The 13,310-nt window shown below is 71.9% G+C and carries 15 protein-coding genes; 9 read left to right on the top strand and 6 right to left on the bottom strand.

What is annotated here, in order from left to right:
* Positions 1 to 12: 12 nt before the first annotated feature.
* Both lepB and IEY63_RS05420 read right to left on the bottom strand, forming a co-directional pair.
* The gene (gene lepB / locus IEY63_RS05425; RefSeq protein ID WP_189067885.1) at positions 13 to 813 is read right to left on the bottom strand and encodes a signal peptidase I; all 801 of its coding nucleotides are present in this window, start codon (positions 811 to 813) and stop codon (positions 13 to 15) included.
* Positions 814 to 882: 69 nt separating this feature from the next.
* Complete coding sequence (locus tag IEY63_RS05420) at positions 883 to 1,707, bottom strand: patatin-like phospholipase family protein (protein WP_189067884.1); 825 nt, start codon at positions 1,705 to 1,707, stop codon at positions 883 to 885.
* An 87-nt stretch (positions 1,708 to 1,794) separates the two neighbouring features.
* Between IEY63_RS05420 and IEY63_RS05415 the strand changes: the two genes are divergently transcribed.
* The 7 genes from IEY63_RS05415 to IEY63_RS05385 all read left to right on the top strand — a co-directional run bounded on the left by IEY63_RS05415 (position 1,795) and on the right by IEY63_RS05385 (position 7,725).
* Complete coding sequence (locus tag IEY63_RS05415) at positions 1,795 to 2,547, top strand: serine/threonine-protein kinase (RefSeq protein ID WP_189067883.1); 753 nt, start codon at positions 1,795 to 1,797, stop codon at positions 2,545 to 2,547.
* Between the two features lie 68 nt (positions 2,548 to 2,615).
* Positions 2,616 to 3,338 carry an endonuclease III domain-containing protein gene (locus tag IEY63_RS05410; protein ID WP_189067882.1) on the top strand — a complete coding sequence of 241 codons (723 nt, stop codon included), beginning with the start codon at positions 2,616 to 2,618 and terminating at the stop codon, positions 3,336 to 3,338.
* 46 nt (positions 3,339 to 3,384) lie between these two features.
* Positions 3,385 to 4,413, top strand: coding sequence for a 3'(2'),5'-bisphosphate nucleotidase CysQ (locus IEY63_RS05405; RefSeq protein WP_189067881.1), 1,029 nt, complete (start codon positions 3,385 to 3,387; stop codon positions 4,411 to 4,413).
* Between the two features lie 5 nt (positions 4,414 to 4,418).
* Positions 4,419 to 4,982, top strand: a complete 564-nt coding sequence (locus tag IEY63_RS05400) for a GNAT family N-acetyltransferase (RefSeq protein WP_189067880.1) — start codon at positions 4,419 to 4,421, stop codon at positions 4,980 to 4,982.
* A 4-nt stretch (positions 4,983 to 4,986) separates the two neighbouring features.
* Positions 4,987 to 5,910, top strand: coding sequence for an NAD(P)-dependent oxidoreductase (locus tag IEY63_RS05395; RefSeq protein WP_189067879.1), 924 nt, complete (start codon positions 4,987 to 4,989; stop codon positions 5,908 to 5,910).
* A gap of 86 nt (positions 5,911 to 5,996) precedes the next feature.
* Positions 5,997 to 6,515 (top strand): methyltransferase family protein, encoded by a 519-nt coding sequence (locus IEY63_RS05390; protein ID WP_189067878.1) that lies wholly within the window; start codon positions 5,997 to 5,999, stop codon positions 6,513 to 6,515.
* Between the two features lie 46 nt (positions 6,516 to 6,561).
* The gene (locus IEY63_RS05385; protein ID WP_189067877.1) at positions 6,562 to 7,725 is read left to right on the top strand and encodes an alkaline phosphatase family protein; all 1,164 of its coding nucleotides are present in this window, start codon (positions 6,562 to 6,564) and stop codon (positions 7,723 to 7,725) included.
* Here IEY63_RS05385 and IEY63_RS05380 read toward each other — a convergent pair.
* From IEY63_RS05380 to IEY63_RS05365, 4 genes are all read right to left on the bottom strand, one after another.
* Positions 7,722 to 8,135, bottom strand: coding sequence for a DUF5063 domain-containing protein (locus IEY63_RS05380; RefSeq protein WP_189067876.1), 414 nt, complete (start codon positions 8,133 to 8,135; stop codon positions 7,722 to 7,724). The genes IEY63_RS05385 and IEY63_RS05380 overlap by 4 nt on opposite strands.
* A 12-nt stretch (positions 8,136 to 8,147) precedes the next feature.
* A complete protein-coding gene (gene mnmA / locus IEY63_RS05375; protein ID WP_189067875.1) occupies positions 8,148 to 9,326 on the bottom strand; it encodes a tRNA 2-thiouridine(34) synthase MnmA in 1,179 nt (392 codons plus the stop codon).
* A 109-nt stretch (positions 9,327 to 9,435) separates the two neighbouring features.
* Positions 9,436 to 10,296, bottom strand: a complete 861-nt coding sequence (locus IEY63_RS05370) for a sterol desaturase family protein (protein ID WP_189067874.1) — start codon at positions 10,294 to 10,296, stop codon at positions 9,436 to 9,438.
* Positions 10,289 to 10,990, bottom strand: a complete 702-nt coding sequence (locus tag IEY63_RS05365) for a GntR family transcriptional regulator (RefSeq protein WP_189067873.1) — start codon at positions 10,988 to 10,990, stop codon at positions 10,289 to 10,291. The genes IEY63_RS05370 and IEY63_RS05365 overlap by 8 nt, the downstream gene beginning before the upstream one ends.
* Positions 10,991 to 11,087: 97 nt before the next feature.
* Here IEY63_RS05365 and lysA point away from each other — a divergent pair, with 97 nt between their 5' ends.
* A complete protein-coding gene (lysA, locus tag IEY63_RS05360) occupies positions 11,088 to 12,233 on the top strand; it encodes a diaminopimelate decarboxylase (RefSeq protein WP_189067872.1) in 1,146 nt (381 codons plus the stop codon).
* Positions 12,234 to 12,296: 63 nt separating this feature from the next.
* Positions 12,297 to 13,259 (top strand): nuclease-related domain-containing protein, encoded by a 963-nt coding sequence (locus tag IEY63_RS05355; RefSeq protein WP_189067871.1) that lies wholly within the window; start codon positions 12,297 to 12,299, stop codon positions 13,257 to 13,259.
* Positions 13,260 to 13,310 lie beyond the last annotated feature (51 nt).

The following is a 13,310-nucleotide window of genomic DNA, read 5'->3' as shown; positions in this document are numbered from 1 at the left end:
CCCACATTGACCTTACTTCAACTGCCCGAAGCCCGCGGGGCGGCTCAGCAGGCGCCAGTTCAGCTCGTTCGCGCCGCTGAATTCCGGCGCCTCGTTGGGGGACAGGCAGTTGTACTTCACGTTCGCCTTGCGCATGATCGGCCACACGACGGCCGCGGCGCGGCCCGCCACGTCCCGGCGCGGAATGGACCCCATGATGCGCGAGTCCTCACTGCCGGTCGCGGTGCGGTTGTCCCCCATCACGAAGTACTGGCCCTCGGGCACCGTGAACTCCTTGCGGTCCGGGACGACATTCACAGGCGAGCCCGCGATGCTGGCGGACGTGATGCTGTTCGCCACCTCACTCTGCGTGTCCCAGCAGCCCTGCGCCTGCCAGAACGCGGTGGTCCAGCTGGAGTCCAGCTGCTGCCCGTTCAGGGTCACCTCGCCCGCCTGAATGCTGATCCGGTCGCCGGGCAGGCCGATCAGGCGTTTGATCAGGAACGGCCGGTACGACCACAGCCCGAACGCGCTCTTGTTCAGGTTCTCGATCTTCGCGCTGGCCTCGCGGGGCGGTTTGAAGATCAGGATGTCCCCGCGCTTGAAGTCACCCACGCCCGCCTTGTGCAGCCACGTCTCGTACTTCGGCACGAACACGCGCTCCCCGTTGCGGAGGTTCGGCATCATGCTCACGCCGTCCACGCCCACCAGGGTCGCCACGAACTGCGTGATCACCACCGCGAACACGATGGGCTCCAGAATCTCCTTCCACAGTTTCTGTAGGGCGGTCTGCGGGGGCTTGTTCGGGGCGGGGGTGGACTCAGGGGCTGTCATGCACCGCGCAGAATACCGGACGGACGGGGCGCGGCGCGGGGGTGAGCTGTCCCGGCCGTGCCTGCCGCATCAGCCGGTCAGGGTCAGCAGGCGCGGCAGCTGCGCCTGGGCGGCGTCCACGCCGGACTGCACGGCCACGTCCGCGCGGTTGAAGTTCATCAGGTCCACGTCCCGCAGGGTGGGGCGCAGCAGGACGTCCGGGCGGTACAGGCCCACGCGGGCGTCGGTCAGCTGGGCCTGCATGATCTCCACCGCGCGGCGCAAAGTCTGCACGGTGCCCAGGTGCGGCGCGCTGTCCGCGCCGCCCGGCTCGCGGGTGAAGCGGCGCCACAGGTGCCCGCGCCGTTCGGGCGGCGTGAGCGGGTCCGTGGCGGTGGCGTCCACAGCCAGGACGCGCCGCGCGCCCAGGAACAGCGCCGCGTCCACCGGCACCTGGTTCAGGATGCCGCCGTCCGCCAGGAGCATGTCCTCCTGCGCGATGGGCTCGACGGCGCCGGGGTACGCGGTGGTGGCGCGCAGCGCGTCGTGCAGGTTGCCGCGCGTGAGGTACACCGCGCGGCCCGAGAGCAGGTCCGTGGCGGTCACGGCCAGCGGGAGGCGCAGGTCCTCGAACGTGGCGGGCAGGTGGTCGGCCAGCCAGGCGCTCACCACGGCCGGGCGGATCAGGCCCGGCCCGGGGCGCAGGTCCAGCAGGCGGCGCCAGGAGACGCTGCGGGCCAGGCGTTCCATCTCGGCGGCGCTGTACCCGGCGGCGATGAACGCGCCCACCAGGCCGCCCATGCTGGTGCCCGCCAGGACGGCGGGGTGCAGGTCGTGTGCCTCCAGGACGCGCCAGACGCCAATGTGTGTCAGTCCGCGCGCGCCGCCGCCGCCCAGTACCAGTCCGTAACTCATGTCAGCCGTCACTCTACGACTTCTTTGCACCGGGTTCAGAATGATCCGGCTACCCCTGCCCCGGACTCCTGGGGTAGTTTGATGGAGATGCCTATCGCGGGACAGGTGGTGGGAAACGGCGTCCGACTGGTCCGTCCGGTCGGGCGCGGCTCGCACAGCCTCGTGTACTTCGCCGTGGCCCGCGACGGCCAGCCCTGCGCCGTGAAGATCTTCCCCGCGCACCTGGGCGGCTACGCCGCGCGGGAATACGACCACGGGCACGACCTGCACCACCCCCGCCTGGTCCGCGTGATCGACCAGACCGTCGTGGACGGCCAGCCCGCGCTGATCAGCACCCTGGCGCGCGGCGAGGTGCTGTTCCGCCGCTACGCGCAGCGGCCCGCCGTGAAGACCGAACGCCGCGCCTTCCTGCTGACCCTGGTGCACCTCCTGGACGCGCTGGGCTACCTGCACGAACGCGGCCTGGTGCACCGCGACATCAAACCCGAGAACATCATCGTCGAGGAGGACGGCGGCGCGAAACTCGTGGATTTCGACCTGGCCGGACCCACCCTGGAAACCTTCGAGGCGCCCCTGCGCATGGGCACCGCCGCGTTCCAGAGCCCCGAAGCGGCGCGCGGCGAGCCGCTGGGACCGGAAAGTGACTTGTACGGCGTCGGCGTGCTGCTCGGCTGGGGCATCCACGGCTCGCTGCCCGACGCGGACGACCCGCACCCCCACACGCTCGATCCCCTGCAACCCCTGTACCTGAGCCTGACCCGCCCGTCCCGCGCTGAACGTCCCGGCGACGCCGGGCAGGTCCGCGCGGAACTGCTGCGCCTCGCGGGCCTCCCGTACTGACGGCACGCACCCGGCGGAACGCGGGCACCGGCACGGTGTGCGCCCGCGCGGCCCGCTAGCCTGCCCGGATGCCCCGCCCCACCCCCACGTTCACGGTGCCCGCCACCCTGCCCGAGGTCACGCGCCGCCTGACCGCGCAGTACCTGCCGGACGGGGAGGTGCCCTTCCCCCGCACCCGCCCGCCGGAACTGCTGAGCAGCCTGATCCGGACCATCCTGGGTCAGCAGAACACCCGCGCGGCTGCCGACCGGCAGGACCGCGCGCTGCGCGCGGCCTACCCCCAGTGGGAGGCGGCGCTCCTCGATGGCCCGGACGGCATCGAGGACACCCTGCGCGGCGCGGGCGGCGGCCTGCACCGCAGTAAGGCCGCCAGCGTGCATGGCATCCTGAGCGCCCTGGCCGGGCCCGAAGAGGACGGCCCACTCAGCCTGGAGCACCTCGCGGACCTGAGTGACGATGACGCCCGCGCGGCCCTGGAAGCCCTGCCCGGCGTGGGCCGGCACACGGCCAGCCTGACGCTCCTCTTTGACCTGCACCGGCCCGCCATGCCCGTCGAAGGGAACCTGGACCGGCTGGCCCGGCGGCTGGAGTGGGTGCCGGACCCCTGGACGGCCGCGCGGGTGGAGCGCTGGTTCGACGCGGCCGTGCCGCGCACCACCCCCGAGCGGCTGCGCCTGCACGTTGCAGGCGTCCGGCACGGGCGCGAGGTGTGCCTCAGCCGCCACCCGCGCTGCGGCGCGTGCGTGCTGGCCGACCTGTGCCCCTCGGCGGCGCTGCTGCGCCCGCGCTGAAGCGGGCCGCGCGGTGAGAGCCGGGGCGCAGGCTATGCTCGGGGTCATGACGACCCCCTCCGACCTGCACGCGGAACTCGCGCTGGCCCAGGACCTGGCGCGCGAGGCCGGTGAGCTGCTGCGCGAACACCTGCGCCGGGGCCTGACCGTGGAACACAAGACCAGCGCCGACGACCCCGTCACCGCCGCCGACCGCGAGGCGTCCACGCTGATCATGACCCGCCTGGCCCAGGTGTTCACCCTGGACGGCCTGCTGTCCGAGGAGGAGGAGGACCGCCAGGACCGCCTGAGTGCCGCGCGGGTCTGGATCGTCGATCCCATCGACGGCACGAAGGAGTACTCGACCGGCCTGCCGGACTACTGCGTGAGCATCGGCCTGGCCGTGGGCGGCGAGCCCGTGTTGGGCGTCGTGTACGCCCCCGACACCGACGAGCTGTTCAGTGGCGTGGTCGGGCGCGGCGTCACCCTGAACGGCCAGCCCGTCCCCGCACCCTCTGCCGGGCCGGACTGGCGCATCGCGGTCTCGGACACCGAGCACGGGCGGGAACTGCACCGGTCCGGCCTGACCGGCATGAAACCCAGCGGCAGCATCGCCCTGAAGCTCGCGCGGCTGGCCGCCGCGCAGGCCGACGCGACCTTCACCATGTCCCCCCGCAGCGAATGGGACATCGCCGCTGGGCACGCCCTGCTGCGCGCCGCCGGGGGCGACCTGCGCCGCCGCGACGGCCGCCCCATCCGCTACAACCAGTCCCGCCCGAACATCGAGCAGGGCCTGATCGGCGGCACGCCCGGCGCGCTGCACTGGCTGGACGCGCAGCTGCGCCAGCACCGCCTGCCCAGCGCGCACCTGGGCCTGACCAGTCGCGACCCCGCCTGGACGCTGCTGCCCGCCCCCGACCGCGCCGCGCTGGACGGTCACCCCGGCGTGAACATCCGCCACGCGGACGGCGAGCTGCTGGCCCTGCTCATCGTGAACCCCCAGACCCGGCAGGTCGAGCGGGCCGAGGGGGACGCCTTCCACCTCGACCGCCTCACGCGGGACGTGACCCGCGCCCTGGGGCCCCTTCAGAGCTGACGCGCATGACCGACCCCCTCAAGCCCCGCGTCACCCTCAAACCCCTGCTGGACTTCACGCCGCCCGAGTGGCGCGCCCTGCACGGCTTCTTCCGCGACCGTGAACTGGCCGACTGGAACGACGCCAAACCCATCCGCCTGCCCGGCTTCCTGTTCCGGCGCATCATGCAGGACGAGGAACGCACCGGCGAACGCTACGGCTTCGGGATCCTGGACGAACACGGCACGCTGATCGGCAGCGCCGAACTGTACGACCTGCGGCCCTCACCGCCCCTGACCCCCACCACCGCCACGCTGGGCGTCATGATCGGCGTACCCAGCCTGTGGGGCCAGGGCTACGGGCGCGAGGCCGTGCAGGCGCTGCTGCGCTGGGCGTTCACGCAGCGCGACCCCACCCTGAACCGCATCCGCCTGACCACCTTCGGCCACAACCGCCGCGCCCAGCGGGCCTTCCACGCCTGCGGGTTCCGCGAGGTGCACCGCACCGAACGCGACGGCCGCACCGACGTGCACATGGAACTCACCCGGTCCGAATGGCTCGCCGCGCACGCCCCCGGCGGGTCAGAATAGACGCATGCGCGTCCTGCTGCCCGACCTGCCCGAGTTCCGCGCCCTGAGTCAACACGACGAGCGCGGCGTGCCCGGCGTGACCTTCGACCACTACCGGCGCGGCCACGTGCCCGACGGTGAGGCCGACGGCGCCGTGCTGTGGCTGACCGACGCGGCCACCCGCACCGCCCTGCTCGCCACACCCGGATTGCAGTGGGTGCTGACCCTCACCGCCGGAATCGACCACGTGCAGGCCCACCTGCCGCCCGGCGTGGCCCTGTTCAACGCCAGCCGCCTGCACGACCGCGCCGTGGCCGTGCACGCCCTGACCGGCATGCTCGCCGCCGCGCGCGGCCTGCACCGCTTCCGGGACGCGCAGCACCGCCACCACTGGGACGCCCCCGCCCTGCCCAGCCAGTCCGCCCTGACCACCCTGGACGGCGCGAACGTCGTCCTGTGGGGCCACGGGCACATCGGCCGGCACCTCGAAGAACTCCTGGCCCCCCACGGCGCGCACGTATACGGCATCCGCAGCACCACGCCCTCAGACGAACGCGACGAGCTGCTTGCCCAGGCGGACTGGGTCGTGCTGCTCCTCCCCAGCACCCCGGACACGCGCGGCATCGTGAACGAAGGGACCCTGCGCGGCCTGAAGCGCTGCGCGTGGCTCGTGAACGTCGGCCGCGGCAACCTGATCGTCACGGATGACCTCCTCGCCGCCCTAGAGGACGGGCAACTGGGCGGCGCGGTGCTGGACGTCACCGACCCCGAACCCCTCCCCGCAGAGCACCCGCTCTGGGCGCAGCCGAACGTGATCCTCACGCCGCACATCGCCAGCACCACCACCGACCTCGTCACGCGCGGCGCCCACCTGACCCGCGACTTCCTGATCGACCTGCAACAGGGTCACGAACCCGACGGGCGCGTCACCGCCGGACGCACGTACTGAGGAAGGACTCCGGTGCACACGGGCGCAGAACCTGTCCACCCGAGCGGATGCGACTCGCAGAGCTGCGCCAGCAGAGGAGGTGTGGAATGGATTTCGGGAGTGCCGTTGATCATCCGGCGTCGTTCCGGATGGTCATCGAACCGGAGGAAATCCGCGTGAACCGTGACCGGGCGTTGGTGGCCGCGCAGTTCACGCTGCTGGCCGCCATCCTGACCGGCGGGCGTCGCGGGAGGCGTCGGCCCCGGTCCGTTCAGGTAGCCGGCGGGGCGCTGAGCGTGGGTGGGCTGGTCCTGCTCATCTGGAGTGGACGGGCCCTGGGCCGTCACCTCACTCCGCTGCCCACGCCTGTCAGAGGCGGCGTGCTCGTGCAGCGCGGCCCGTACCGCCTCGTGCGGCACCCCATCTACGCGGCGCTGCTCCTGCTGGCGGGCGGCTGGACGGTCGCGCGGGGTGGGCGGACCAGGGTCACGGCCACCCTGCTGCTCGCGGGACTGCTGCGGCACAAGGCCCGCATCGAGGACGACGCGCTGGCCAGGCTGCACCCCGACCACGCTGCGTACCGCGCGCGCACCGGGGCGTTCCTGCCACGCGCGGCCAGGCACTGAACGAAGGCTCAAGGTCTCCTCCCGGCCCTGGCGGCTATCCTCACCCATGCACCTGCCCCCGCATGCCGTCCGGCCCGACTACGCGGGTGGCAGCGTCCTGAACCTCGCTGCGACGCTCGGCGCGCACCTCGGCGTGCCCACCCCGCACGCGCCGTACCGCCACCCGCTGCCGCTGGGGGGCGCGCAGCACGTCATCCTGATCGTCGTGGACGCCCTGGGCGCCGGGCAGCTTCAGGACGCGGTCCTGCGTGGGGACGCGCCCACCCTGGCCGCCCTGACCCCGGCACCCGGCCCGGTCACCAGCGTGTTCCCCAGCACCACCATGGCCGCCCTGACCACCCTGCATACCGCCCGCGCGCCCGCCGAGCACGGCTACCTGGGCCTGACCGTCTGGCTGGACGAGGTGCAGGCGGTCGTGAACCTCATTCGCCTGTACGACGTGTACACTCACACCCCCCTGACGGACGCGGGATTCCTGGCTGCCGTACCGTCCCTGTACCGCCAGGTGCGTGACCGGGGCGTCGCCGCGCACGTCATCATGCCAGCCGCGTACCAGCACAGTGTCCTGACCCGCTGGGCTTGCGACGGCGCCGAGTACCACCCCTACGCGCAGCCAGAGGAAGCGCCAGAACTGACCGCCGCGACCGTCCAGCCGGGGCAGCCGTCGTACACGCTGGTGTATTTCCCGGAATACGACCTGATCTGCCACGGCTCCGGCCCCGACAGCCCGGAGGCGTACGCCGAACTGCGCCGCACCGACCGCATCGTCGCGGACCTCCTGACCGCGCTGCCCAGGACCGGCGACACGCTGGTCGTCCTCACCGCCGACCACGGCCAGAGCGCCCAGCCGCCAGAGGGCTACGTGGACGTCATCACGAAGAAGGTCATGAAGTTGCTGCTGCGCAGCCCCGTCGCCGGAGAGGAACGCGCCGCGTACCTGCGCCCCCAGCCCGGGCACCACGCCGAGATCGCGGCACTGCTGGCCCCGCACGCCACCCTCCTGAGCGCCGACGACGCCTGGACCGGCGGCCTGCTCGGCCCACCCGCGCACGCTGAGGCCCGCTTCCGCCCGCGCGTGGGCGACCTGATCGCCATCCCGCACCCCGGGTACGCCATCCGCCGCCCCACCAGCCCCGCCCCCATGCTCGGCCTGCACGGCGGCTGGACCGCCCAGGAGATGCTCGTGCCCGTGCTGAGCAGGCGGGTCTAGTCCAGCCAGCGCAGGTGCCGCGTGACGTCCTGCACGTGGTCGCCCCAGTGGGCGTCGTGTGAGAAGCGCAGCCACGCCAGCGCATCGGCCTCGTCCGTGTCGGCCAGCGCGAGGGCGGTGTCCAGGTCGAGGGCGAGGTCCGTCAGGTCGTCCAGCGCGTCGCCGATCTCTGCGGGAAGGTCGCAGGTGCTCAGGGCGCGTCCGGTGGCCGGGTCGTAGAAGCCGAGTTCCGGCCACGCCCGGGCGATGCGGGCGCGCAGGTCGCGGTACGCCTCGCGCGGCAGGTCATCAGCGTCTGGGACGCCGAAGGGCAGTCCCTGAACCTCCTGCCGCAGGTCAACCAGCAGGTCGGCCAGGGCGCCGGGCGAGAGGCCCTCCCGGTCCAGCAGGGCCGCCTGAACCCGGCGCACCAGCTCCAGCATTCAGGACAGCAGCACAGCTGGGCGTTTCTTCGGCGGGGCTTTCGGTTCGGGCAGCGCGGGGACGTGGTCCTCAATCAGGCCGCCGCCCAGCAGGCGCGGTCCGGCGTACAGCACGGCGCTCTGGCCGGGCGCGACCGCGAACTGCGGGTCCTGGAAGGCCAGTTCGAAGCCGTTCTCGTCGGCGCGGACCACGCGGGCCTTGACGGGCGCGGTGCGGTAGCGGACCTGCACCTCCAGTTCCTGCGGAAGGTCGGTCAGGTCGATCAGGTAGTTGGCACTCTGCGCCTTCAGGCCGGTCCACAGGCAGTCGTCGTAATCGCCCACCCAGACGGTGTTCGTGTCGGGCGCCAGGTGCACGACGTGCCGCACGCGGTGCGACTGGTACAGGCCCAGGCCCTTCTTCTGGCCCAGCGTGTAGAACTGCGTGCCCAGGTGCTCCCCGACGACCTCGCCGGTGCTGATCTCGCGGATGAAGCCCTGCGCCTGTGGGATGTGCTCGGCCACGAAGTCCTGCACCTTGCCGGGCACGAAGCAGATGTTCTGACTCTCGGGTTTCTGCGCGGTCAGCAGGCCGCGTTCCGCAGCGATTTTGCGCACGCGGGTTTTTTCCAGCTCGCCCACGGGGAAGAGGATGTACGGCAGCGCGTCCCGCGGGGTACCCCACAGGAAGTACGTCTGATCCTTGCGGGGATCGTCGCCCCGATGGAATTCCACCTCGCCGCGCGCGTTCTCCACGCGCTTGACGTAGTGCCCGGTGGCGACGTAGCGGCAACCGAGCATCTTGGCTTTCTTCACCAGTTCGTCGAACTTCACCTTGGTGTTGCAGTTCACGCAGGGGTTCGGCGTGCGGCCCTTGCTGTACTCGTCAATGAACGGGCCGACGATGTGCCGCTGGAACTGCTCGCGGTAGTCCAGCAGGTAGAACGGCACGCCCACCTGTTCAGCCACGCGCCGCGCCTCGTACGCCGCGTCCGGGGAACAGCACGAGTCGAAGGTGTCGGTGCGCTTGTCGTCCGGCCAGAAGCGCATCATGGCGCCCACCACCTGGTATCCCTGGTCTTTCAGCAGGGCCGCCGTGACGGACGAATCCACGCCGCCGGACATGGCGCACAGCACCCGTTCCCCCGCAGTGGCGGCAGGGGAGGGGATGGTCGTGGGGGCGGAGGCAGGGGCGCTCATACAGCCGCGCAGCTTACCACCCGGCCCCTGAACGGGCGGTGACGCGCGCGGCAATTGAGAGCGTGGGAACGAGGTCGGAGGAAGGCGCGGCCCAGCCTGCGCTGTGGGGCTATGTGCGGCGTCTGCGCCTGGGGTGCCAGCCGGGCGGGCCGAACGCGTAACCCCAGCGGTCGCGCCAGGTGCGGGCGGCGCGCACGTCGCGCCACAGGTCCCTGAACTCGTGGAAGGCGACCTGCACGGGCTGGAACGTGTCAATGTTGCGGGTCAGGCCGTAGCGAACCGGTTCGGTCTCGGCGCGGAACGTGCCGTGCAGGCGGTCCCACAGGATCAGGATGCCGCCGTAGTTCCGGTCGAGGTAGATGCGGTTGCTGCCGTGGTGCGCGCGGTGATGGCTGGGCGTGTTCAGCACATACTCAATGGGGGCGGGCAGGCGGCCCACGCGTTCGGTGTGCACGAAGAACTGGTACAGGAGATTCCAGGCCTGCGCGAGCAGCACCATCCACGGCGCGAAGCCCAGCAGCGGCAGGATCAGCCAGAAGGGCAGGGCGGTCATGGGCACCCAGGTCTGCCGCAGCGCGGTGGACAGGTTGTAGTGCTGGCTGGAGTGATGCACGATGTGGCTCGCCCAGAACAGGCGGACCTTGTGGCTGACGCGGTGGTACCAGTAGTACGCGTAATCGTCCGCGAAGAACAGCAGCGCCCACACCCACCACGCGTCCTGCGGCAGGCGCAGCGGCGTGAGGCGGTACAGCGCGGCGTACACGGTCACGACGACGCCCTTCCAGACGAGGTTGATCAGGACGTTCCCGATGCCCATGCTCAGGCTGGTCAGGGTGTCGCGCGTCTCGTACCCGTAGTGCTCGTGCGCCCCCTCGTGATCATGGTCGTGGTTCAGGTGGCGGTACGCGGCCCACTCGATCAGCAGGGACAGCAGGAACACGGGGATCGCGGCGCGGATCAGGTCAAACACCGCGCGCCTCCCACAGGGTCAGGCTGTCCAGGCTGGTGGTGCGCGCCACGTGCCCGGCTGTGGCGGCGCCCAGCGGGAGCGCGGCGTGCAGCGCCCGGTAGTGCTCGCGGGAGCGTTCGCGGCGCGTGGCGTCACTGAAGTAGATTGCGCCCGCGCGGGCGTAGACCTCGTGGAAGGCGCCCAGCAGCAGCGGGGCCAGGGCGTTCCCGCTGCCCTGCGCGGCCAGCGTCTGGAACGTCCAGTCGAACGTGGCGAAGGTGACGGGCAGGGCCGGGTCCGTGGACTCGGCGGGTGGCGCGCCGAGGTGCTCGCGGAGCGTGGCCGGGTCACGCGCGGCGGTCTGCGCGACCCAGTAAGGCAGCAGCGCGGCGCGCAGGTCCAGCAGGTCCGGGACCAGCCCGCGCAGGTCCCCGTGCCGGGAGAGGTGGGCCAGGACGCGCAGGCCGCCCTCGTGCGGGTGGAGGACGCGGGTGGGTTTGCCCTGCCGGATCTCCAGCAGGCCGTCGCGTTCCAGGCGTTGCAGGGCCTCGCGCAGGGTAGGGCGGGTCACGCCCAGCTGGGCGGCGAGGTCGCGCTCGGCGGGCAGGGTGCTGCCGGGCGGGTACGTGCCGTCCAGCAGGCGGGACAGGAGGGTGTCCTCGGCGTGCAGGGCGGGCCGCAGGGGAGGTGGACTCGGTGGGGTGGGCTCAGGCATGCGAACCTCCAGTCGTGCAGAGTGGTCAGTGGTCTGACCAGTTTGGGCCGACCACTGACTCTGCGTCAAGCCCGCCGCGCCCGCTACACTCGCCCGCATGAGCCTCACGCCCGACGACCTCCGCGCGGCCGCGCAGCAGCACGGCACGCCCCTGTACGTGTACGACGCCGCCGAACTCGACGCCGCCCTGGCCCGCGTCCGCGCCGCCTTCGGGGACGCCCGCGTGTACTACGCCATGAAAGCCAACCCCAACCTGACCCTGCTGCGCCGCCTGCACGCCCAGGGCGTGGGTTTTGAGTGCGTCAGCGCCGGGGAACTCGCCCGCGCCGCCCATATCGGCGCGGCTGGGGACCGCATCCTCGTGAACGGCCCCGCCAAGACGCCCGGCGAGTACGCCACCGGCGCGCAACTCGGCGCCACGTTCATCATCGACCGCGAGGAGGAAGTGCAGCTGCTGCCCCCCGCCTCGCGCGCGCTGGTGCGCGTGAACCCCGCCCTGAACGTCAGCACGCACGACCACCTCGCCACGGGCGCCGCCGGCAGCAAGTTCGGCGTCACGCTGGACCAGGCCCCCCGCGTGCTGGACGCCCTGCGCGCCGCCGGGCACACCGCCCTGGGCCTGCACGTGCACATCGGCAGCGCCATCCGCGACGCGCACGACTTCACGGCGGCCTTCCACCGCCTCGGTGAACTGCGCGCCGACACCGGCCCCCTGGACGTGCTCGACGCCGGGGGCGGCTGGGGCCTGGGCGCCGACCTACACGGCATTGCCCGCGAAGCCCACGCCGCCGCCGCCACGTTCGGCGCGCAGCTGTGGGTCGAACCGGGCCGGTACCTCGTGGCGCAGGCGGGCACCCTCCTGACGCAGGTGGTCGGCACCAAACGCACCGGCCGGAACTTCGTGCTGGTGGACGCCGGCATGACCGAACTGCTGCGCCCCATGCTGTACGGCGCGCAGCACCCCGTCACGCCCCTCTGGACGCGCGCGGGCACGGACACCTGGGATCTCGCTGGGCCCGCCTGCGAGAGCGGCGACCTGCTGGCCCGCGACCTGACCCTGCCGCAGCCGCAGCCCGGCGACCTGCTCGCCATTCACGAGGCCGGGGCGTACGGCGCGGCCATGAGCAGCAATTACCTCACCCGCGCCCGCCCCGCCGAGGTGCTGCACGACGCGGGCGCCTGGACGGTCATCCGCCGGCGCGAAACCCCGCAGGACATCTGGCGCGCCGAGGAAACTGTGTAAAACTTCGCGCGTCCCCGGGCGGTTTTTCAGCGTCCAGTTTCCTCGGCGCGCTAGCGTACAGGCATGATCGTCAAGGAACTCGAACCGCAGGATCACGCCGACCCACTGCGCCGCGCCGGGTTCGAGGCGGAACGTCAGATGGCCCACTACCTGAAGCGCGCCTTCGCGGAGGACCCCCGCAAGTTCGTGTTCCACAACCTGCGCCTGGAACGCCGCGGTGAGGTCGCGCAGCTTGACCACCTGATCCTGCACCGCTTCGGCCTGCTGATCGTGGAGAGCAAGAGCGTGGCGGGGCAGGTCAGCGTGAACGAGCACGGCGAGTGGACCCGCTGGTGGAACCGCCAGGGGCGCGGCATGCCCTCGCCCGTCCTGCAGGCGCGGCGGCAGCTGGACCTGCTCCTGGCCCTCCTGTCAGATCACACCGCGGAGCTGATGGACCGCTCGCTGCTGGGCCTCAAGCAGCGCACCCTGTCCGGCGTACGCCGCGACGTGCTGGTCGCCATCTCAGACGGGGGCCGCATCACCCGCAAGGCGGACGTGCCGGAACTCGTGAAGGCCGATCAGGTGCCTGACCGGGTGAAGGCCATCATCCGGGCCGAACAGGACAAGACTTTCGGTTCGTTCGGCTTCACGGACGCCGAGATGACCCGCATCCAGGCCTTTCTGCGGAGTCGACACGCTCCAGCGCCCGCCAACCCCACCGCGGTCTCGCCTGAGGCCGCGCCGCCCGCGCCCGCCCGCACCGAGCGGCCCAGCGCCGCGCCGGTGCGGACATCCCAGGAAAGGCAGGCGCAGGCCCGGCCCCGGCCGGACGTGGCCTGCCGCGCCTGCGCGTCGGTGAACGTGACCGTGCAGTTCGGGAAGTACGGGTACTACCTGAAGTGCGCAGACTGCGGCGGCAACACGCCCGCCAAGCCCGTGTGCGCGCAGTGCGGGCAGCCGGGCAGGGTCAGCAAGCGCGGCCTGGACTTCACGGCCACCTGCCCCGGCGGGCATACCTGGGCGTACTGGACGAATCCCGGCTGAAGCACACCTAGAGGCGGGGCGCGTGAGGCTCCGCCTCCAGGGCCCCTGGAC

The sequence above is a fragment of the Deinococcus radiotolerans genome (assembly GCF_014647435.1).
Classification (GTDB): Bacteria; Deinococcota; Deinococci; order Deinococcales; family Deinococcaceae; genus Deinococcus; species Deinococcus radiotolerans.
Note: the sequence above shows the minus strand (reverse complement) of the source record. Positions and strands in the feature narration are given on the sequence as shown.